General features: G+C 68.2%; 21 protein-coding genes. 11 read left to right on the top strand and 10 right to left on the bottom strand.

Going from position 1 to position 20,661, the window contains the following annotated elements:
- Positions 1-11 precede the first annotated feature (11 nt).
- The 5 genes from ACZ5MJ_RS22585 (at position 12) to ACZ5MJ_RS22565 (ending at position 3,107) form a co-directional block, all read left to right on the top strand.
- Entirely contained in the window at positions 12-893 is an 882-nt protein-coding gene (locus ACZ5MJ_RS22585; RefSeq protein WP_464225879.1) for an alpha/beta fold hydrolase, read from the top strand.
- Between the two features lie 39 nt (positions 894-932).
- Positions 933-1,718, top strand: coding sequence for an SDR family NAD(P)-dependent oxidoreductase (locus ACZ5MJ_RS22580; RefSeq protein WP_464225878.1), 786 nt, complete (start codon positions 933-935; stop codon positions 1,716-1,718).
- Positions 1,719-1,740: 22 nt separating this feature from the next.
- The gene (locus ACZ5MJ_RS22575) at positions 1,741-2,127 is read left to right on the top strand and encodes a nuclear transport factor 2 family protein (protein WP_464225877.1); all 387 of its coding nucleotides are present in this window, start codon (positions 1,741-1,743) and stop codon (positions 2,125-2,127) included.
- A gap of 13 nt (positions 2,128-2,140) precedes the next feature.
- On the top strand, positions 2,141-2,794 hold the full coding sequence (locus ACZ5MJ_RS22570; protein ID WP_464225876.1) for a TetR/AcrR family transcriptional regulator: 654 nt from the start codon (positions 2,141-2,143) through the stop codon (positions 2,792-2,794).
- A gap of 88 nt (positions 2,795-2,882) precedes the next feature.
- On the top strand, positions 2,883-3,107 hold the full coding sequence (locus ACZ5MJ_RS22565; protein WP_464225875.1) for a hypothetical protein: 225 nt from the start codon (positions 2,883-2,885) through the stop codon (positions 3,105-3,107).
- A 51-nt stretch (positions 3,108-3,158) separates the two neighbouring features.
- On the opposite strand, the gene ACZ5MJ_RS22560 is transcribed toward ACZ5MJ_RS22565, so the two are convergent.
- The 6 genes from ACZ5MJ_RS22560 to cysD form a co-directional block, all read right to left on the bottom strand.
- On the bottom strand, positions 3,159-3,638 hold the full coding sequence (locus tag ACZ5MJ_RS22560) for an SRPBCC domain-containing protein (RefSeq protein WP_464225874.1): 480 nt from the start codon (positions 3,636-3,638) through the stop codon (positions 3,159-3,161).
- A 145-nt stretch (positions 3,639-3,783) separates the two neighbouring features.
- Entirely contained in the window at positions 3,784-4,230 is a 447-nt protein-coding gene (locus ACZ5MJ_RS22555) for a nuclear transport factor 2 family protein (RefSeq protein ID WP_464225873.1), read from the bottom strand.
- An 86-nt stretch (positions 4,231-4,316) separates the two neighbouring features.
- Positions 4,317-5,723 (bottom strand): DUF1329 domain-containing protein, encoded by a 1,407-nt coding sequence (locus tag ACZ5MJ_RS22550; RefSeq protein ID WP_464225872.1) that lies wholly within the window; start codon positions 5,721-5,723, stop codon positions 4,317-4,319.
- A 113-nt stretch (positions 5,724-5,836) separates the two neighbouring features.
- The gene (locus ACZ5MJ_RS22545; protein WP_464225871.1) at positions 5,837-6,976 is read right to left on the bottom strand and encodes a helix-turn-helix transcriptional regulator; all 1,140 of its coding nucleotides are present in this window, start codon (positions 6,974-6,976) and stop codon (positions 5,837-5,839) included.
- A 94-nt stretch (positions 6,977-7,070) separates the two neighbouring features.
- A complete protein-coding gene (cysN, locus tag ACZ5MJ_RS22540) occupies positions 7,071-8,993 on the bottom strand; it encodes a sulfate adenylyltransferase subunit CysN (protein ID WP_464225870.1) in 1,923 nt (640 codons plus the stop codon).
- Positions 8,993-9,889, bottom strand: coding sequence for a sulfate adenylyltransferase subunit CysD (gene cysD / locus ACZ5MJ_RS22535; protein WP_464225868.1), 897 nt, complete (start codon positions 9,887-9,889; stop codon positions 8,993-8,995). Before cysD ends, cysN begins: the two co-directional genes overlap by 1 nt.
- A 214-nt stretch (positions 9,890-10,103) precedes the next feature.
- On the opposite strand from cysD, the gene ACZ5MJ_RS22530 reads away from it, so the two are divergent.
- Genes ACZ5MJ_RS22530 through ACZ5MJ_RS22515 form a run of 4 tightly spaced genes read left to right on the top strand, consistent with a single transcriptional unit; the run spans position 10,104 to position 14,237 of the window.
- Positions 10,104-11,225: a DUF1214 domain-containing protein gene (locus ACZ5MJ_RS22530; RefSeq protein ID WP_464225867.1), complete on the top strand. Its 1,122-nt coding sequence runs from the start codon at positions 10,104-10,106 to the stop codon at positions 11,223-11,225.
- On the top strand, positions 11,222-12,415 hold the full coding sequence (locus ACZ5MJ_RS22525) for a sulfotransferase family protein (RefSeq protein WP_464225866.1): 1,194 nt from the start codon (positions 11,222-11,224) through the stop codon (positions 12,413-12,415). The genes ACZ5MJ_RS22530 and ACZ5MJ_RS22525 overlap by 4 nt, the downstream gene beginning before the upstream one ends.
- 32 nt (positions 12,416-12,447) lie before the next feature.
- Complete coding sequence (locus tag ACZ5MJ_RS22520) at positions 12,448-13,239, top strand: SDR family oxidoreductase (RefSeq protein ID WP_464225865.1); 792 nt, start codon at positions 12,448-12,450, stop codon at positions 13,237-13,239.
- A gap of 32 nt (positions 13,240-13,271) precedes the next feature.
- Positions 13,272-14,237, top strand: coding sequence for an acetyltransferase (locus ACZ5MJ_RS22515; protein ID WP_464225864.1), 966 nt, complete (start codon positions 13,272-13,274; stop codon positions 14,235-14,237).
- 4 nt (positions 14,238-14,241) lie between these two features.
- Here the strand turns inward: ACZ5MJ_RS22515 and ACZ5MJ_RS22510 are convergent, their stop codons facing one another.
- The 3 genes from ACZ5MJ_RS22510 to ACZ5MJ_RS22500 are packed head-to-tail and all read right to left on the bottom strand — an operon-like array spanning position 14,242 to position 17,144.
- Complete coding sequence (locus ACZ5MJ_RS22510) at positions 14,242-15,342, bottom strand: 3,4-dihydroxy-2-butanone-4-phosphate synthase (protein WP_464225862.1); 1,101 nt, start codon at positions 15,340-15,342, stop codon at positions 14,242-14,244.
- On the bottom strand, positions 15,339-16,301 hold the full coding sequence (locus tag ACZ5MJ_RS22505; RefSeq protein WP_464225861.1) for an alpha/beta hydrolase: 963 nt from the start codon (positions 16,299-16,301) through the stop codon (positions 15,339-15,341). The genes ACZ5MJ_RS22510 and ACZ5MJ_RS22505 overlap by 4 nt, the downstream gene beginning before the upstream one ends.
- A 33-nt stretch (positions 16,302-16,334) precedes the next feature.
- Positions 16,335-17,144, bottom strand: coding sequence for an SDR family NAD(P)-dependent oxidoreductase (locus tag ACZ5MJ_RS22500; protein WP_464225860.1), 810 nt, complete (start codon positions 17,142-17,144; stop codon positions 16,335-16,337).
- A gap of 400 nt (positions 17,145-17,544) precedes the next feature.
- Here ACZ5MJ_RS22500 and ACZ5MJ_RS22495 point away from each other — a divergent pair, with 400 nt between their 5' ends.
- On the top strand, positions 17,545-18,729 hold the full coding sequence (locus tag ACZ5MJ_RS22495) for a helix-turn-helix transcriptional regulator (RefSeq protein WP_464225859.1): 1,185 nt from the start codon (positions 17,545-17,547) through the stop codon (positions 18,727-18,729).
- Positions 18,730-18,744: 15 nt separating this feature from the next.
- Here ACZ5MJ_RS22495 and ACZ5MJ_RS22490 read toward each other — a convergent pair whose 3' ends face one another.
- On the bottom strand, positions 18,745-19,089 hold the full coding sequence (locus ACZ5MJ_RS22490; RefSeq protein WP_464225858.1) for a VOC family protein: 345 nt from the start codon (positions 19,087-19,089) through the stop codon (positions 18,745-18,747).
- A gap of 211 nt (positions 19,090-19,300) precedes the next feature.
- Here ACZ5MJ_RS22490 and ACZ5MJ_RS22485 point away from each other — a divergent pair, with 211 nt between their 5' ends.
- On the top strand, positions 19,301-20,452 hold the full coding sequence (locus ACZ5MJ_RS22485) for an LLM class flavin-dependent oxidoreductase (protein ID WP_464225856.1): 1,152 nt from the start codon (positions 19,301-19,303) through the stop codon (positions 20,450-20,452).
- Positions 20,453-20,661: the final 209 nt, after the last annotated feature.

Below are 20,661 nucleotides of genomic sequence, written 5' to 3'. Positions count from 1 at the left end.
GAGACGCCCTCATGTCCGCTACGTCACAGCACACGCCCTCCACGCCTTCATCACTGCACCCGAACCTGCCGGTGGGGCGCTTCACCACCACCTCCACGGGCCTGCGCCTGCACTGCCTGGACTCAGGCAGCGGCGAGCCGGTGGTCTTCATCCACGGCAGCGGTCCGGGCGCGAGCGGGCACAGCAACTTCCGCCATAACGTGCCGGCCTTCGCCGCGGCGGGCTTCCGTACCGTGGTGGTGGACCTGCCCGGCTATGGCCTGTCGTCCAAGCCGGACGATGTCGAATACACCCTGGACTTCTTTGTCGCCGCGCTGCGCGAGCAGCTGCTGGCACTGGAGCTGCCGCGCTGCGTGCTGGTGGGCAACTCGCTTGGCGGCGCCATCGCGCTGCAGTACGCGCTGGACTTCCCGGAGCATGTCAGCCGCCTGGTGATGATGGCGCCTGGCGGCGTGGAAGAGCGCGAGACCTACTTCCAGATGGCGGGCATCCAGCGCATGGTGTCGCTGTTTACCGGCGGCCATATGAACCCGGACACCATGCGGCAGCTGCTGCAACTGCTGGTGCACGACGCCAGCCTGGTGACCGACGCGCTGGTCGACGAGCGCATGGCGGTGTGCCGCGAGCAGCCGCGCGAGGTGCTGGCCACGATGAAGGTGCCGAACCTGACACCACGGCTGGGCGAGATCCGCTGCCCGGTGCTGGGCTTCTGGGGCACCGAGGACCAGTTCAATCCCGCGTCCGGCGCCGCGAAGTTCCTGAGCGGCTGCGCCGACGCGCGCTTTGTCATGATCAACCGCTGCGGCCACTGGGTGATGGTTGAGCACGCGGCCTACTTCAACCGCGAATGTCTCGGCTTCCTGGCGGATACCGCACAGGGCGGCGCGGCATAATTGGTGCCCACGCCTGCACAACAATATTTGGGAGACATCATGGAATACCCGTATAACCTGTTCGACCTGCGCGGCAAGGTGGCCGCCATCACCGGCGCGGCGCGCGGCATTGGCGCGGAAACCGCGCGCGTGCTGGCAGCCGCCGGCGCCAAGGTCGCCGTGCTCGACGTGCTGGAAGCCGACGGCAAGGCCACTGCCGAAGCCATCTGCGCCGAAGGCGGCGAGGCCGCGTTCTGGAAGCTCGACGTCACCAGCGAAAGCGAGGTGGCGCGCGTATTCGCGGAGATTGCCGCGCGCTTCGGCAGCCTCGGCATCGTGGTCAACAATGCCGGTATCGAAGGGCCCAACGCGCCGACCCACGAGCTGGCGCTGGAGCAATGGCAGCAGGTGATGGCGGTGAATGTGACCGGCACCTTCCTTTGCACCAAGCATGCGATCGCGCACATGGAGCGCGCCGGCGGCGGTGCCATCGTCAATGTGTCGTCGATGTACGGCATCGCGGGCGGGCCGGACGTGCCCCCGTATCACGCGTCCAAGGCCGCGGTGCGCATGATGGCCAAGACCGATGCGCTGCTCTACGCGGGCAAGGGCATCCGCGCCAATTCGATCCATCCCGGCTATATCCGCACGCCGATGCTCGAACACGTGGCCCAGGCCTCGGGGCAGGGCGAGGCACTGTTTGACTATCTGGGCGGACAGACGCCCGCGGGCAAGGTAGGCCAGCCGCGCGACATCGCGGCGGGCATCCTGTACCTCGTGTCCGACGCGGGGCGCTACGTCACGGGCGCCGAGCTGGTGATCGACGGCGGCTACACCGCACGCTGAATCGCAGGACAAGGAGACCCCCATGACCCAAGGTACCGATAGCGCCGCGATGAAGGCCACGCTGCTCGCCTATGTCGAGCGCTTCAATGCCGGCGACGCGCACGGCGTTGCCGCGCTCTATGCCGACGACGCCACTGTCGAGGACCCGGTCGGCGCGCAGCCGATCGCCGGCAAGCCCGCCATCCTGGCCTTCTACCAGCACACCACCGCGCTGGGCGCGCGCCTGGAAGTGGTGGCGCCGCCGCGCGGCTCGCACGGCGACGCCGCCGCGCTGACCTTCGCGGTGCACGCCCGCCTGGAAGGGCGGCCGGCCCGCATCGACGTGACCGACATCATGACGTTCGGCGCAGACGGCCGCATCCGCAGCATGCGCGCCCACTGGGGGCCGGACGACGTGCATTTCCTCTAAGCCCTTTGCGCCGATGGCCCGCCACACCCGCGAGGATGCCGCCGTCACGCGGGCGCGCATCCTGGCAAGCGCGCAGCAGCTGATCCGGCACCGCGGCCTGCATTGCGTCACGGTGGACGACGTGGCCCGCGCCATCGGCATGACGCGCGGGGCTGTCTACGGGCATTTCCGTTCCCGAACCGAACTGCTGGGCGCGCTGCTGTCATGCGCCGAGACCGACTTCGCCACGCGGCTCGCGCCGCTGGCACAGGGCCGCGCCGGCACCGGCCCGGGCGCGCTGGAGCATGCGCTCGCGGCCTTGCTCCACGGCGATGACCTCGCGCGCCATGTCAGCCTGCTGGCGGCGCTGCTGCAGCACAAGTGCGGCGACGCCTGCGAGCTCTGCCCTCTGCGCGCGCGCGTGCTGGTGGGCGTCGAGGCACTGCGCGGAACCCTGGCGGACCTGCTGCCGGCGCCCGGCCGGGCCAGCCTGCTGATGGCGCACCTGTGGGGCTTGCTGAGCGCGCATGCCATGCACCTGGCGCCATCTGGCCTGTCCGGCTGCGCCGCCGCGCTGGCCCGGCTGTATCAGGATCCTGATCTGCTGCCGCATCCGGTGCTGCCCGCTTCTCTCTCCTGTCGCCCTGACGCCACTTTCGATCCACCGCTGCTGCGGGATACCCCCTAGTCTGCTCGGACGAAGAGTTTCGTGCCGCTGTTGACTACGATGCTTTCAAAGGCATCAAAGCCCGGCACAGGGCACGGAGGAGACAGCGATGAAGCGGCTCGGATTTCGTTGGGCGGCAGGCCTGGTCGGGGCTGGCGCCGCAATGGGCGTGGCCTGGGCACTGGTTGTGGATGGCGGCCCTGCCGCGCTACGTGGCGAGGGCGCCGCTGACGGCATGGTCCCGGCCGCGGCGCAGGAGCACTGCGACGATGCCTGCGTGCGCAGCCGCGGCGTTGCCGCGCTGGTGGTGCTGAGCCAGCGTCCCCCGCAATGACCCGGCGATCGGCCGGTATGTCCGAGCCGATCGCTGGTCCACTATCTCGCGTCAGGGCCGGCCAGCCTGCCGCTGCGCATGCAGTGCTTCCGCGCGCGCCTTGACGTCGCGTGCCACCTGGTCGAATCCCTGCTTCACCCAGGCGCCGTGCTCGCGCATGATGGTCTCCGCATTCAGCCCCAGGAACAGGTCAGTGGTGAAGTAGCGGCTGCGCCCGGCACCGATGGCTTCCAAGTACTGGTCGCGCCGGGCGGCGTCCTTGTTCTCGTCAGTCGGGCGCTGCTCCCACGAGAGCAGGCGTTCCGGCTCCCACGCCACCAGGTACTCGTTGACCGGGATGACCTGGTCGGTGCCCGGGATGCGCACCTGCATGTACACCATGTCGCCGAGGCGACCGGTGGTCTCCAGACCCGGGCAGAACGTATTCCATTCCGCGTAGCGGGCAAAGTCGGTCAGCACTTCCCACACTAGCGATACGGGCGCGTCGATGTCCACGTGGATCGACGTCACGAGATTCTCGGCTTTGGCCATTGGTCCCTCCTTTATGAAAGTCATTGGGAAAGGACACACTAGGGCCGCGGACCGGGGGACGCATACCCCGATCGGACGAGTCCGGGTGGACGAAGGCGGTGCTGTCGAGGTGAGGAAAATTGATGCTCGCCCCGAGGGCGCGCTGTCAGGCTTGCTGGAACCCCAGGACTTCGCGAGTGCCCAGCTCCAGGCTCACGCGCAGGTCCCAGCGCTCTGCGCGCCAGCCAACCGTGGTACGGCGCCACTGGGCCCGGTACTCGCCGAGTGCTTCGTAGGTCAGGTCCGATCTCGCGCCGACGCCGCGGTGCGCAGCCCTCACGTAGATGCGGCTGCTTGCCTGGTTGCCCCGCACTTCGACGTCGGGGGTGCCAAGCAGGTGCTGGGTCGGGCCGCAGCCATCCAGGTGGGACCGGATCATCGCCACCAGGGCGGCGCGGCCGTCCGTGCGGAACTCGCCGCCACCGTAGTCGGCCTGCACACCCGCTGCGAAGATGGTGTCGAGCTGGTCCCAGTTGCGCTCGTCGAGCGCGCGCGCATAGCGGCTGTGCGCCGACTGGATCTCGCGGACCGCCAGAAGGATTTCAAGGTTCATGCAATGGCCCCGGGGTAGGTACTCCAATGGAAATGGGCCATGGCGGTGATTTGCCATGGCCCATGCCTTGCAGCGATCGCGGCGCCTTAGTTCCCCGCGCCGCGCAGCGCGTCAGGCGCGAAGTACGCTTCCACGAACTTGGGATCGCTGTTCAGCCGCGGCGGCTGGCCCTCGTTGGTCAGCCGGTCGGCCAGGTAGGCGCCGGAGTTCAGGTCATGGAAGAACACCACCGTCGGGTAGAAGCGGCGCGCATCGTAGGCATAGACATTGGCCTGGATGTTGGTGCGCCACAGCTGGCCGCGGCTGTCGTAGTTGTCGGCCAGCACGCCGTACCAGGAATCCTCGTCGATAAAGATCACGCGCTTGGCGTACTGGTGGCGGAACCCTTGCTTGAGCGTGGCTTCCAGCACCCAGACGCGATGCAGCTCGTAGCGCATCTGGGACGGATCGGCATGGCCCTTGGTCAGCATGTCCTTGTACTTGATCGACGGCGAACTGATGTGATAGTCGTTGTAGGGCACGTACAGTTCGCGCTTGCCGGCGATCTTCCAGTCGTAGCGCTCGGGCGAACCGTTGAAGAAGTGATCATCGTCCACGGTGCGGAAGCCGCCCGGGCCGAACGGCTGGTCGTAGCCGTACTCCGGCGCCTGGCGCACGCGGCGCGTGCCGGGGTTGTAGGACCAGGTCCGGTTGGTATCGGGCTCGCCGCTGTCGTACAGCGAGAACCCGGTGATGATCGAGCCGCGGTCGCGCAGCGGCAGCTCCGTGTACATCCGGAAGAACGTGCGGGAATTGAGCGCTGCCTTGACATCGAAATTCTGGTTGTCCTTGGGCGACCAGATCTCGTACTTGACCTTGCCCCACGCGATCTTGCCGTCGGCATAGACCACGGCCTGGTCATAGACTGCGCGCTCGCTCTCGATCGCCGACGAGAAACGCAGGTTCCACAGCAGCTCCAGGCCGGTCTTGGGAACCGGGTAAGGCAGCGTGGGCGGGCTGTTCTTGAGACCGTTGCCTTCGCCCAGCATCTCGATCTGCGGGGCGTAGGTGCGGATGGCCTTGTAGGTGGCGTCGTCGTAGCGGAAGTCGCGATGGGTCGGGTAGACCGGCATCTTGAAGGTGTCCGGGTACTTGCGGAACAGTGCCTTCAGGCCTTCGGTCAGGTGCTTCTCATACTGCGCCATGTTCTGCGCGGTGATGACAAAGAGCGGCTTCTCGTCGGCGTACGGGTCGGGGTAGCGCTCGCCCGCCTTGTAGGAGACGCCCGCCGGCGCGCCGAGCCACTTGCCGCTCCATGCCGGAATGGTACCGTCCTTGTTCGCCGCGCGCTCGGCGCCCAGCGGCGTGAGCGTACTGTCGAGTTGCTTGATGTCTTCCGGGCCGATCTTGGCCGTGGCCATGGTCACGGCCAGCATGCCGGCTGCCAGCACGCCGGCATGCTGCAGGATTTTAAGTGGTCGGGCTTGCACGTCTGTCTCCTGAATGGTTGTCATGCACGCTGCTGTTGCTCACCACGCCCGCAGCGTGGCTTCAATTTGCACTAACACGGCAGCGGGGGCCTCGTCTGGCCGGACTCGTCCGTTTGGAGTAGGTGACGGGCCGGGGCTCAGCCCATCCCCACCACGCTGGACAGCAGCATCTTCACCAGCACCGCCTGCCGCGTCGCGCCGGTCTTGGCAAAGATCCCGCGCAGGTGGGCGCGTGCCGTATTCTTCTTGACGCCAAGGCGCGCCGCGGCTTCATCCAGCGTCAGCCCGTCGACCATCAGCAGGGCCAGTTCGATCTCGGTCGGCGTCAGCTGGAACAGCTTGCGCAAGTTGGCGTGCGTGTTGCGCGGCGAGCCCGCCGGATCGCGGATAAAGACCGCCACGGCGGGCCGGCGCGCCTTGTCTTCGGTGCGGTAGCTGAGCGGGATGGGCCGCACCAGCACGCTCAGCGGCGTGGGCGCGGCGGGCCGGCTCAGCGTGGTGACTTCGCTGTGCGGCGCGGCCAGGGCGTGGGCCTGCGCGGCGCTTTCCAGGATCTTGCGGAACCTGCGGTTCTCCATCGGACAGTGCGCGTGCAGCGCGCCGTCTGCCAGGTAGAGGCCGTCGCGCGACTGCAGCAGGCGGCCGGCCACGTCGTTGGTCCTGATGGTCTTGCCGTGCTCGTCCAGGATCACGGTGCCGACTTGCAGCCGGTCCACGGCATCCGCGTAAAGGGACCGTTCAGAGGCAAGCACGTCGAGCGCGGCATGCAGGTCGACCGCGCGCTTCAGGTGTGGCAGCAGGCCATGCAGCAGTGCCTTGTCGGCGTCGCCGAAGTCCTGTCCCGCGTGGGCGCGGCTGATGAACAGTGCACATTCCACGCCGTCTGGCGTGACCAGGTTGGCCGCCAGGATATAGCGCAGGCCCAGCGGCGCCAGGTATTGCGTGTAGAAGGGGTGTGCCAGCCAGCCGGCTTCGCCGAACAGTTCGTCGGCGCTGAAGAGCCGGTCCGGATGCAGGTCCAGGAAGGGGCACAGCGCGTAGTACTGCTCGCTGTACGACGGCTCGCCGGGCAGGTGCGGGCCGTAGTCGGAGGCATTGACGATCAGGCCTGGCCGGTCGGTGGCCGGGTGGCGCAGCACCAGGGTGGCGAAGGCGGCGCGCAGGCGCTGGCGCACGCTTTCGAGGAAGCTGGCCCAGGGCACGGGTTCGGTCGGGCCCTGGTACAGCTGGGCGAGCAGGGCGCTCAGCTCGGCGGCCGGCAGGGGGTCTGGCAGCATGATGGCGGTCCGTCGATGCAGGGAAACAGGAAAGGCGGGCATCCCGCCTTTCCCATCGTACTGACCGGCGCTGCCGCCTCATCGTCCGTTTGGCCTAGGGTCTGTCCCGTAGCCACGCCACGATCCGCTCTGCCGCCTGCTCCGCGGCGTCGGCGGTGGTGTCGATGCGGATCTCAGGCCGCTCGGGTGGCTCGTACGGCGAATCGATGCCGGTGAAGTTCTTCAGCTCGCCGCGGCGCGCCTTGCGGTACAGGCCCTTGGGGTCACGTTGCTCGGCCACGGCCAGCGGCGTGTCGATGAAGACTTCGACGAAATCGCCGTCGCCGGTCAGCGCGCGGGCCATCTCGCGTTCCGAGCGGAAGGGCGAGATAAACGACACCAGCACGATCAGCCCCGCATCGAGCATCAGCCTTGCCACTTCGGCCACGCGCCGGATGTTCTCGACGCGGTCGGCCTCGGCGAAGCCCAGGTCCTTGTTCAGGCCGTGGCGCACGTTGTCGCCGTCGAGCAGGTAGGTGTGATGGCCCAGCGCGTGCAGGCGCTTTTCCACCAGGTTGGCGATGGTGGACTTGCCCGCGCCGGAGAGCCCGGTAAACCAGACGATGCGCGGCGACTGGTGCTTGAGCGCGGCATGGGCGTGGCGGTCCACGTCGATGGCCTGCCAGTGCACGTTTTGCGCCCGGCGCAGCGCAAAGTGCAGCATGCCGGCGCCGACGGTGTTGTTGCTGAGGCGGTCGATGATGACGAAGCCGCCCAGCTCGCGGTTGCGCGCGTAGGGATCGAAGGCCACCGGCTGGTCCAGGTGCAGGTTGCACACGCCGATCTCGTTCAGCTCCAGCGTGCGCGCCGCCAGGTGTTCGAGGGTGTTGACGTTGACCTTGTACTTGGGCTGCGCCATGGTCACGCCCACGGTGCGCGTGCCGAGCTTGAGCAGGTAGGGGCGCCCGGGCAGCATGGCGTCCTCGTTCATCCATACCAGCGTGGCCTCGAACTGGTCGGCTACCGCCGGCGGGTCTTCCGGGCACGCCAGCACGTCGCCGCGGCTGATATCGATCTCGTCCTCCAGCGTCAGTGTCACCGCCTGGCCGCGGATGGCGTGCGCGCATTCGCCGTTGGCGCCGACGATGCCGGCGACGCGGCTCTCGCGGCCCGAAGGCAGCGCGCGCACGCGGTCGCCGCGGCGGATTTCACCGGCACTGACGGTGCCGGCAAAGCCGCGGAAGTCCAGGTTGGGCCGGTTGACCCACTGCACCGGCAGCCGGAACGGTTCGCCTTGCACGGGCGTGTTGTCGATTGGCACGTTCTCCAGGTGGGCCATCAGCGTCGGGCCGTGGTACCACGGCGTATTCGCGCTGGGCTCGGTGATGTTGTCGCCGCGCAGCGCCGACATCGGGATGCAGGTGATATCGGTCAGGCCGATCTGCCGCGCAAACTCGCGGTACTCGGTCTCGATGCGCGTATGGACCTCGCGCGAGTAGCCGACCATGTCCAGCTTGTTGACGGCCAGCACCACGCGGCGGATGCCAAGCGTCGCCACCAGGTAGCTGTGGCGGCGCGTCTGGGTCTGCACGCCGCGGCGCGCATCCACCAGCAGGATGGCCAGGTCGGCGGTGGAGGCGCCGGTGACCATGTTGCGCGTGTATTGTTCATGGCCCGGCGTGTCGGCCACGATGAACTTGCGCTTGTCGGTGGCGAAGAAGCGGTACGCCACGTCGATGGTGATGCCCTGTTCGCGCTCGGCGGCCAGGCCATCAACGAGCAGGGCAAAGTCGAGGCCCTCGCCCTGCGTGCCCATCTTCTTCGAGTCGGCCTCGAGCTGGGCGAGCTGGTCTTCGAACAGCATCTTGGATTCGTAAAGCAGCCGCCCGATCAGCGTGCTCTTGCCGTCGTCGACGCTGCCGCAGGTGATGAAGCGCAGCAGGCTCTTGCTTTGCTGGGCGCGCAGATAGTGGGCGATCTCGCCTGGCGCGCCAGCGGATTGCGCCATGGCAGGCGCGTTTTCGATCAGGGTTTCCATCAGAAGTATCCCTCCTGCTTTTTCTTTTCCATCGAACCGGCCGAGTCGCTGTCGATCAGCCGTCCCTGGCGCTCAGACGTGGTCGCCAGCAGCATTTCCTGGATGATGCCGCCGAGGGTGTCGGCCTCGCTCTCGATCGCGCCGGTGAGCGGATAGCATCCCAGGGTACGGAAACGCACCTTGCGTAGTTGCGGCGTTTCTCCGGGGCGCAGCGGCAGGCGCTCGTCGTCGACCATGATCAGCGTGCCGTCGCGCTCGACCACCGGGCGCTCCCTGGCGTAGTAGAGCGGCACGATGGGGATGTTGTTGAGGTAGATGTATTGCCAGATGTCCAGCTCGGTCCAGTTGGACAGCGGGAACACGCGCAGGCTTTCGCCCTTGCGCTTGCGGGTGTTGTACTGGCGCCAGAGTTCGGGGCGCTGCATTTTCGGGTCCCAGCGGTGCTGCGCGGTGCGTACCGAGAACACACGCTCCTTGGCGCGCGACTTTTCCTCGTCGCGGCGCGCGCCGCCAAAGGCGGCGTCAAAGCCATAGTGGTCCAGCGCCTGCTTCAGGCCCTGGGTCTTCCACACGTCGGTATGGACGGCGGAGCCGTGCTCGTGCGGGCTGATGTTGCGCGCCAGCCCTTCGGGGTTGATATGCACGCGCAGGTCCAGCCCGAGCCGCGCGACGGTCTGGTCGCGGAACGCGATCATCTCGCGGAACTTCCAGGTGGTATCGACGTGCAGCAGCGGAAACGGCGGCCGCGCGGGATGGAAGGCCTTCATGGCAAGGTGCAGCATCACGGCGCTGTCCTTGCCGATGGAATAGAGCATGACGGGGTTTTCGCATTCCGCCACCACCTCCCGCATGATGTGGATGCTCTCCGCCTCCAGTTGCTCCAGGTGGGTCAACATCGGGATCTCCTCTCTTGGTTTGCCGGCGCCGTGCAGGGATGTCGCGGCGGTCTGGCATGGCTACAAGGTAGCGAGCCGGGGCCCTGCACCACTTCGTCCGGGCGGACTAAGAAATCGCGGGCCGCGGCGCGCATTTCCTAGTCCGCCTGGACGAGGAGGCGGTTGCCCCGCGCTGGGTATCGTTGCTTCGCCGACGAACCACGGGAGCAGGCAGATGGCGAACTCCGCCGAAGAACAATTGCTGGGCGGCCAGACCTGGGCCGAGTTTTGCGAGGTGCTCAAGCGCAGCGGACAGCAAATCCTGCGCCCGGAGGCCCCGTCGGACGCGCTCACGCGCGCCGAGGGCTTCCGCTACCTGAGCCGCTTGCTGCGCATTGCGCTGGAGATGCATGTGGAATTTGCCGATCCGGCGTTTCCCGGCTTTTTCTCGCCGTCGCACGAAACCGCGAAGATCGGCGCGGACAATCCGGACAACCTGTATCGCTATGCACGTCTCGACGGCAGTGCCGAGTACCGCATCCGCGGCCGGCGCGGCACCGTGGCCTACCTGAGCTTCGGCACGCAGAAGGGCGGCTATGAAACCGACGGGCGCATGGTCCAGACCGGCTTTCTCGACAGCAACGGGCTGGCAGTGCAAGCGGATGGCAGTTTCGAAATCGTCCTCAGCGCGCGCCGGCATGAAGGCAACTGGGTGCGCATGGAGCCGGGCACCAACGCGCTGGTGGTGCGGCAGACCTTTATGGACCGCAAGGCGGAGACCCCGGCCGAACTGCACATCGAGCGCCTCAACGGCGGCGACAAGCCGCCCGCGCTGGACGCCGAACGCCTGCATGGCGGGCTGCTGCGTGCCGCGGGCTTCGTCGAGAGCACCGCGCGCATCTTTGCCGACTGGGCCCGGGGCTATGGCGGCCATGTCAATGCATTGCCGCCCGCCGACCAGGCCGTCTGCCAGGCGGCCGGCGGCGACCCCAATATCTACTACTACCACTCGTGCTGGGCGCTGGCGGACGACGAAGCGCTGGTCGTTGAGGTGGATCAGGTGCCGCAGTGCGAGTTCTGGAACTTCCAGATCAACAACTACTGGATGGAATCGCTCGACTACCGCTACCACGACATCTGCCTGAACAAGCACGGCGCCCGGCTGGATGCCAACGGCGGCGTCACCGTCATCCTCAGCGCGCGCGATCCGGGCCTGCCCAACTGGCTGGAGACCGCCGGCCACCGCATCGGCACCATGTGCTGGCGTTGGGTAGGGGCGGCGCAGCCGGTGCATCCGCGCACGCGCGTGGTCAAGCTTGAATCGCTCAGGAAAGAGATCAGGGAGAACAACGCATGAACACCGTCGCATCCGACAACACCGCAGTGCTTGACGTGGAACGACTGCTGGCTCAGGCCAGCGAACAGGCCGGCGGACTGGCCGATTTCGGCCCGGGCGACTACCGCGAGGCACTGGAAGTGCTGTCCGACTCGCTCGCACGCGAAGCCGGGCTGTCGCCGCAGGGCGCACAGATGCTGCATGGCAAGCTGCAGGCGCAACTGGTGAACCGGCTGGTGATCCAGGACTACTGCCGGCGCCATCCCGAGATCCTGCAAGAGCGCGTCGACGACCCGCTGGTGATCGTCGGCCTGCCGCGCACCGGCACCACGCTGCTGCAGCGCATGCTGGCCACGGACGCGAGGTTTCACTCGGCGGCGTGGTGGGAAACGCGCTACCCGGCGCCGCTGCCCGGCGAGGACGTGCGCGACCCCGGCCGGCGCATCGCACTGGCGCGCGAGGAAGTCGCACAGATGATCCGCTTTATCCCGGACATCCTCGCCATCCATCCGCTCGACGCCATGGCGGCGGACGAGGAATTCATGCTGATGGAGCACTCGTTCCTGTGCGCGATGGATTCCTATGCCAATGTGCCGTCCTATACCGACTGGCTGGCGCGTCAGGACCGCACGCAGGTCTATGCCTACCTGAAGACCATGCTGCAGTTCCTGCAGTGGCAGAAGCGGCAGCGCGGCGAGGCACCGGCGCAGCGGTGGGTGCTGAAGACGCCGCAGCACCTGCATACGCTGGAAATCCTGTTCCGGGTCTTCCCCGGTGCGCAGGTCGTGCTGACCCATCGCGACCCCGCCCAGACCATTCCGTCCATGGCCAGCATGGCGCATACGCTGTGGAAGCTGTACGCCGATGCGCCTGATGCCGCGACGGTGGGGCGGCAATGGAGCGGCCAGATGCAGCGCGCCACCGCACATGCCATGGCGGTGCGCGACGGCCTGCCTGCCGATCGTTTCCTCGATGTGCGCTTCGAAGATACGGTGAGGGATCCCTTCGGCGTGGCGCAGGCGGTCTACCGCTTTGCCGGCATGCCGCTGACCGAATCCGCCCGTGCCGGCATGTGGGCATGGATGGAGGGCAACCCGCGCAACCAGCGCGCGGCGCACGCCTATACCCTGGAGCGGTTCGGCCTGAGCCAGGCACAGCTGGAACGCGATTTCGCCGGCTACCGCGCGCGGCACATCCTGCATCGCAACTAAGACAGCGCACCGCGCAACGAGGAGACCACACCATGCTGTTGAAGGACAAGATCGTCATCGTATCCGGTATCGGGCCCGGGCTGGGCGTCAAGCTCGCCGTGGAGGCCGCGCGCGAAGGCGCACGTGCCGTCGCCATTGCCGCGCGCACTGGGGCCAAGCTGGACGACGCCCAGGCCCGCATCGACGCACTGGGTGCCGACTGCGAGGTGCTCAAGGTGGTGACCGACATCACCGACCGGGCCCAGTCCCGGCACCTGGCCAGCGAGACCATGCGCCGCTTCGGCCGCATCGACGCGCTGGTCAACAGCGCCTTCCAGCACGGCAATTTCCCCGAACCGGTGGAAGCGGCCGACCTGGAGGTCTGGCGCCAGGTGTTCGACACCAATGTCTTCGGCACCATGACGCTGACGCAGGAAGTGGCGGCGCTGATGAAGCCGCAGGGCGGCGGCGCCATCGTCATGATCAACACCCAGGCCACGCGCAAGCCGATGCCCGGCGAATCGGGCTACGCGGCGTCCAAGGGCGCGCTGGCGGTGGCGGTCAAGTACCTGGCGCGCGAACTGGGCCCGCATGGCATCCGCGCCAACAGCATCTTCATGGGCTGGATGTGGGGCGAGCCGGTGCAGGGCTATGTGCGCCACGCCGCGGCCGAACATGGGGTGAGCGAGGACGCGGTGATCGCGCCGGTGGCCGCCCAGATTGCGCTGGGCCGCATGCCGACCGACGACGACTGCGCGCGCGCAGCGCTGTTTCTCGTGTCAGACTATGCCAGGGCCATCACCGGCGCCTCGCTCGACGCCAACGGCGGCGATTTCATGCCCTGAGTCAAGACCACCGTAAGCACCGCAAGCCTGCCATGACACGCTACTTTGCCTTCAACGGCGACGCCGACGGCCTGTGCGCCCTGCAGCAACTGCGCCTGGCGCATCCCGGCGACGCCACGCTGGTCACCGGCGTCAAGCGCGATATCCGCCTGCTCGAGCGCATCGACGCCGGGCCCGGCGACACCGTGACCGCGCTGGACATCTCGCTCGAGCAGAACCGCGACGGCCTGTTGCGGCTGCTCGGCGCCGGTGCGCGGGTGGACTACTTCGACCACCACCATGCCGGCGAACTCCCCGGGCATGCCGGCCTGCGTGCGCATATCGACGAAGGGCCCGAGGTCTGCACCAGCATCCTGGTCGACCGTTACCTGGACGGCTGCCACCGGCGCTGGGCAATCACCGCCGCGTTCGGCGACAACCTGGGTGGCGTGGCGCGTGCGCTTTGCGCGCAGGCGGGGCTGGGCGAGCGCGATACCGCGGTGCTGGAACAGCTGGGCACGTGCCTGAACTACAACGCCTATGGCGAGTGCGTGGCGGACCTGCATTTCGATCCCGCCGAGCTGGCGCGGCACATGCTGCCGTTTGCCGACCCGCTGGCCTTCGCGGCGCAATGCGGGGCCTATGCGGTGCTGTGCGACGGCTATGCGGACGACATGGCGCGCGCGCGCTGCCTGGCGCCCGCGCACGAAGTGCCCGGCGCCGCGCTGCTGGTGCTGCCTGACGCCCCGTGGGCGCGGCGCGCGATCGGCGTGCTGGCCAATGAACTGGTGCGCGGGCGGCCCGGCGACGCCATCGGCCTGCTGTCGCCGAAGTCGGGCGGCGGTTTTGCCGTCAGCGTACGCGTGCCCGCCGACAGCGCCACCGGTGCGGCCGACTTTTGCCGCGGCTTCGAGACCGGCGGCGGCCGGCGCCTGGCAGGCGGTATCAACCACCTGTCAGACGCCGATGTGGAGCGCTTTACGCGCAGCTTCGCCGACTGCTTCGGTCCCCGTTCCTGACCGGTCAGCAAGGCGGCACGAACTCGGTGACCTCCAGGTCGAAGCCGGTGACGGCGCGATACGGCACCGGGTGGCTGAGCAGGCGCAGCTTGTGCGCCCCCACATCGCGCAGGATCTGCGCCCCCACCCCCAGCGCGCGTTGCGCGAAGGCCGGCGCCGGCGTGGCGGCGGCCGGCGCTGCCAGCCGGTCCAGCCGCTGCTGCGGCGACTCGCGCTCATCCAGCAGCACCAGCACCCCGCAGCCTTCGGCGCCGATGCGCGCGAGCGAGCGCTCCAGGTTCCAGGCGGGCAGGGCCGGCGTGCCGAAGCCCAGCACGTCGCGCTGCATTTCCACCGCCTGCACCCGTGTCAGCACCGGCCGCTGCGGGTCGGGCTGGCCCAGCACCAGCGCCAGGTGGAGGGCGTCGACCGGCGCGTCGTGGTAGGCGTGCACGGTGAAGCAGCCGAAGGGCGTGGCCAGTTCGGTCGAGTGCGTGCGGCGTAGCGTGCCTTCGGTCAGCAGGCGGTGATGGATCAGCGCGCTGATCGAAACCGCCGGCAGGCCGTGGTGCCGCGCGAAGGCGAGCAGCGCGGGGCCGCGCAGCAGGTCGCCGTCGTCATCGAGCAGCATCGCATGGGCGCCGGCCGCGACGCGCCCGGCCAGCGCCGGCAGGTCGGAGCAGGCCTCGGCAAAGCCCGCGCGGCGCAGCACGCCATCGGGCTGTGCCACCACCGGGAAGATGTGGCCGGGCTGGACCAGGTCTTGCGGCTGCGCGCGTGCCGCTGCCGCCACGCGCAGCGTGAGCGCGCGGTCGGCGGCGGAGATGCCGGTGCTGACGCCGGTGGCCGCCTCGATCGACACCGTGTAGCGCTCGCGCTGGCGGTGGTTCGCGGCCATTGGCGGCAGCTGCAGCAGCGCGCGGCGCGCCTCGGTGATCGCCATGCAGACCAGGCCGCGCGCCTCGGCCGCCATGAAGTTGACATCGGCCTCGCTGGCGCGCTCGGCGGCAACCAGCACGCAGCCCGTGGCCTCGTCGGTCTCGTCCTCGATCACTACGACGCGCTGGCCCGCGGCCAGCGCCGCAAGCACGTCGGCCATCGGCGGCAGGGTGGTGGCGGGGCTCATGCTGCCTCCTGCCGGCTGGTACCACCGAAGGCCTGGCGCAGCGATGCGGCGGCCGCATCCAGCGCCTGGCTGGCGGCATCGATCATCCCTTGCATGCTGATAAAGCCGTGGAACTGGCCTGGCCAGCGGCGCACGGTGGCGCTGCCGCCCGCGCGCTGCAGGGCCTCGCCATAGGCCTCGCCCTGGTCGCGCAGCGGATCGAATTCGGCGGTGATGATGGTGGCCGGCGGCAGGCCATGCAGGTCGCGCTGGTGCAGCGGGCTGGCGCGCACATCGGTGGCGTCGGCGGGGCTGGGCAGGTACTGGGCGCGATACCAGTCGAGTTCCGCGGCGCCCAGGAAATAGCCCTGCGCGCATGCGCGGTAGCTGGCGCTGGCGGCCGCGGCGTCGCTGCAGTCCAGGTATGGGTAGAGCAGCAACTGGTGCCGCAGGGCGATGCCGCTGCCGCGCAGTTGCTGGCAGGCCACGGCGGCCAGGTTGCCGCCGGCACTGTCGCCGGCCACGGCCAGCCGGGCCGGGTCGGCGCCCAGTTGCGCCGCATGCGCGGCCGCCCAGCGCACCGCGGCGACGGCGTCGTCGGCGGCGGCCGGGAAGCGCGCCTCGGGCGCCAGCCGGTAATCGACGGACAGCACCAGCGCACCGCTGCGGCGCGCCAGGCTGCGGCAGATATTGTCGTGCGAATCGAGGCCGCAGAGCACAAAGCCGCCGCCGTGGAAATAGACCACGAGCGGCAATGCCGTGCTGTCGTCGGGGGCGGGCCGATAAAGGCGGGCCTTCAGCGGGCCTGCAGCGCCATCGATGGTGAGGTCTTGCTGCGCGGCGATGGTGTCGCCGGGCGCGAACGCGGGCATGGCCGCCAGCGCGGCACGGTAGTCGGCGGCGCGCAGGGTGGAAAAATCGGGGCTGGGCATCGCGGCCATGGCTTCAAGCACGGCGCGGGCCTGGGGATCGAGCGGCATGGGGTCTCCTGGATTGCGGTAGGGAAATCAGTGTCAGAGCGCGAACGCCGGCGGCGTGCCGGCGGCAATGCCTTGCGCGCGCGCCAGTGCCGCGTGCGCGGCCTGCTCGTGCGGCAGGATCCAGAACTGGCCGGCCGAGACGCCGTCCAGGATCACGCGCGCGGCTTCGTCCGGAGTCAGGCCGGAGGCAATGCCGGTGCGCAGCGCGCCGTTCATCTGGTTCACCTCGTGCGGCGCGGCGCCGTCCAGGCCCGCCGCGATGCCGGTGGCAACCGGGCCGGGGCAGACCACTGACACCTTGATCGGCATGCCCGCCGCCTGCAGTTCCAGCGCAAGTCCTTCGCTCAGCGCTACCACGCCCTGCTTGGACAGCGTGTAGGGCGCCAGCCACGGCCCGACGGCCAGGCCCGCCATCGACGCCACATTGACGATATGGCCTGAGCCTTGCGCCGCCATGCGCGGCACGAAGCAGCGCAGCGCGTGCAGCACGCTCCACAGGTTGACGCGCATGACGTGGTCGAACACCTCCGGCGGCAACTCCCAGCAGCGGCCGGTGGCCAGCACGCCGGCGTTGTTGACCAGCAGGTCGACGCGGCCAAGGTGCAGGAAGCTTTGCTCGCACAGGTGCGCGATCTGCCGCGCGTCGCTTACGTCGGTGGGTACGGCGACGACCGGCACTCCATCGGCGGCGAGCTCGGCGCGTGCCGCCTCGAGCGCATCCGCGTCGATATCGGCCAGCGCCAGGGCATAGCCTTGCGCTGCCAGTGCCTGCGCGAGCGCGCGGCCGATGCCGCCGGCCGCTCCGGTGATCACTGCGGCCTGCTGCCGCGGGTTTGCCGCCATGGTCTTGGTTCTCCGTGAAAGGAAGGCGGCGGGGATCGCCGCGCATGGCTGACTTGTAGCGGCAGCGCGGCGGCACGGCATCGTCTGTTTGGGTAGGACAGGGGCATCACATGGCGTCTAGGGGTTTGCCCTTGAACGGCCGGGAGGGGTCTGTCCTTAGTCTGTTTGGAGTATGTGTTCGGGCCGTCGGCGCGTGAGGATTCGCCTGTCCCGCAGGAGACTAGTCCGGCCAGTTTGAGCAGCCGGTCTTGCCTAGGGCAAACCATGAAGGCGGGGGCCAGCCGCGACCCCTTTGCCGTCCCTATAATCGGGGCACAAAAAAGGGCCATAGAGCCCGTAGCAGGCCCAGCCGCTTTGGCATGTCCGAAGCGCTGCGCACGCCACAATGGAGACAGAGGAAATGCTGATGGAGGTTAGCCAGAACCAGGCGGCCGCACACCTGTTCGCGCAGACGACGGTGTCGCTGTCGGAGTTCAGCACGTTGCTGGGCAACATCTACCAGGGCGCGATGGAGCAGGTACCCTGGGGCAAGGCGCTGGAACAGATCCGCCGGCAGCTGAACGCCAACTATGTCACGCTGATCCTGCGCTCGCCGGCCACGGACCGGCCCGGGCTGATGATCAATGCGTCGGAGCATGGCTCGACCCTGCCGGGCGAGACTTCCTACAACAACTACTACTACGCGCTCGACCCGTTCATCGGCCTGCCGTCGGACCGGGTGGTGACCATCGATGAGCACCTGGGGCCCGGTGTCTGGTGTCAGAGCGAGCTCTACCAGCAGTTCCTGAAGGACATCGGCATCCGCTATATCCTTGGCGCGGACCTGCGTACCGATGATGGCGTGGAATGCCGCTTCCGTGTTTGCCGCGAGCATGACGGACGCGATTTCTCGGCCGCGGACAAGGCGCTGTGCACGGCCTTGCTGCCGCACCTGAAGCGCGCGGTGGACCTGCATTCGCGCATCGACGTGGTCGAGTCGGAGCGCACCGTGTATGCCAGCGCCATCGACCGCATGCTGGTCGGCATGGTGATCCTGGATGAGTCCGGCACCATCATCAAGACCAATGCCGCCGCCGATGAAATCCTTGGCGCCAAGGATGGCATCCGTATCGCCAAGGGCGGGCTGGACGTGGAATACGGCCAGGAAAACCGCAAGTTCCAGCGCCTGCTGCGCCAGGCCATGATGGGCCACCTCGGCACCACGCCGGCGCTGATGGAAGCGATGTCGATCACGCGCCCGTCCGGCAGCGCCAGGCTGGGCGTGCTGATCCGCACCATCCCGCTCAGCGAGTGGTCCGAGGACAACCGCAAGCGCCCGGCCTGCGTGGTGTTCATCCGCGACCCGGAGCGGCGCTCGCAGGCCTCGCACGAGGTGGTGCGCCAGCTGTTCGACCTGACCCCGGCGGAGACGCAGCTGGCGCTGCAGCTGGCCAACGGCCTCACGCTCGATGAAGCCGCCGATGAACTCGGCATCAGCAAGAACACGGCGCGCGCGCACCTGCGCGCCATCTTCTCCAAGACCGGCGTGACCCGGCAGGCCACGCTGGTCCGCATGCTGCTGAGCAGCGTGATCTCGCTGGGCTGATTCAAGTCACGCAAGTCATGGCTTTGCGCTGAGCACCAGCGCAAAGCCTTCTGGCGTTTCCAGCACCGCGCGTGTCTCATGCGGCCCCTGCGCCGCGGGCACCGTCACGGCGGCACCGGCATCCACCAGCCGCGCAATCGCCGCGGCGATATCGCCACCCTCATCCACCCTGAAGGCCAGCGCGGGCTGGTCCACCAGGCGTTCCTCGCCGGCCACCAGCGCCAGCGTCAGCGCGCCCGCGTCGAGCGCGCAATAGCGGTCACCGTCGCGAAACCTGACGGGTAGTCCGAGTCCTTCCGTGAAAAACGGCAGCGCGGTGTCGATGTCCGCGACGGGGTAAAGCAGCAGCTTGGCTTGCATGGTGTCCTGGTCCTCTGTGTGAAAGCGGGCGTGATGCCCGTGGCCAATGATAGGGACGCTCCATGTCCTGCTCATAATCCAATCAGACGATGTTGCAACGCCTTGCGCCGACCACACTGCAATCACACAGGCCGCTTTGGGCCGGAGGCGCAGCAACGGGCGGCGCCCCGGCGGCGGTCCTGAACCATCAATGCTAGGGAAGGGGACTGCAATGCGTTTTTCACTGATCTATGAAGCCCAGACCGTCGATGCCTCGCGCGCCGGTGACCACAAGGTGTTCGATGAAATCATGGAACAGGTGGTGCTGGCCGAGGACATGGGCTTTGACGTGGTCTGGGCGGTCGAGCACACCGCGCTGACCAACTACGCCCACATGAGCGCACCGGAGACCTTCCTGGCCTTCGTCGCCGGGCGCACGCAGCGTATCGGCATCGGCCACGGCGTGGTCTGCCTGCCGCCGGCGATGAACCATCCGGTCAAGGTGGCCGAGCGCATCGCCACGCTGGACATCCTGTCCGGCGGCCGCGTGCACTTTGGCGTGGGCAAGGGCGGCACCCAGCAAGAGGCCGGCACCTTCGGCTACGACCTGAACAGCCTGCACCCGATGATCGACGAGTCGATGTACCTGATCCCGAAGATCCTCACGCAGGACGAGATCGAGCACGACGGCGAGTTCATCAAGATCCCGCGCCGTCCGATCCACCCCAAGCCGCGCCAGGACCCGCACCCGCTGATGTACCTGGCCTGCACCAATGCCGATACGCTGCAGCGCGCCGGCGCGCGCGGCATGGGGGCGCTGGTGCTGGGCTTCGGTGGCCCCGAGGATGTGGCCAAGAAGAACGAGATCTACCGCGCCGCGTGGGAAACGCGCAAGCCCGAGGACCAGGTGGGCTTCCGCCCGCACCAGCACCTGGCCGCGCTGTGCCCGACCATCGTGCTGGACGACGGCATGGCCGCGCGCAAGATCGGCATCAAGGGCCAGCGCTATTTCATGGAGTCGCTGTCGTACTGGTATGCCGGCGGCGAGCGCCCCGACCCGTCCACCTGGGACGACGAGCATGTCACCGCCACGGACGCGCAGGGCAAGGCCGTCATCAACACCAAGTTTGCCTCCGAGAAGGTCTCGGTGGACTTCAGCGACCCGTCGATGATGATGCTCAACCCCAACCATGCCTATGGCACGGTGCAGGACTGCATCGGCTATGTGCAGCGCCTGATCGATGCCGGCGCCGACGAGATCCTGTTCATCTGCCAGATGGGCACGGTGCCGCAGTGGGCGCAGCTGGAAACCATCCGCAATATCGGTGAGCACGTGATCCCGCATTTCCGCAAGCAGGGACGCAAGCTGCGCGCGCTGGCCTGACCAAGGCTACGCAAGCCCGCTGGTTTGCTCCCCTCTCCCGCCTGCGGGAGAGGGGCAGGGGGTGAGGGCAGGCGGTGGCATACCGCAGGCCTGACTTCGTAGGACACGCTGGCCCTCACCCCAACCCTCTCCCGCAAGCGGGAGAGGGAGCACACCGTCGGGAGTCGGGAGACGCGTCGCCAAAGTGTGGCGCGCCAGTTTCGGCAGGG

The organism is Cupriavidus sp. LA-1, from assembly GCF_055385985.1.
Note: the sequence above shows the minus strand (reverse complement) of the source record. Positions and strands in the feature narration are given on the sequence as shown.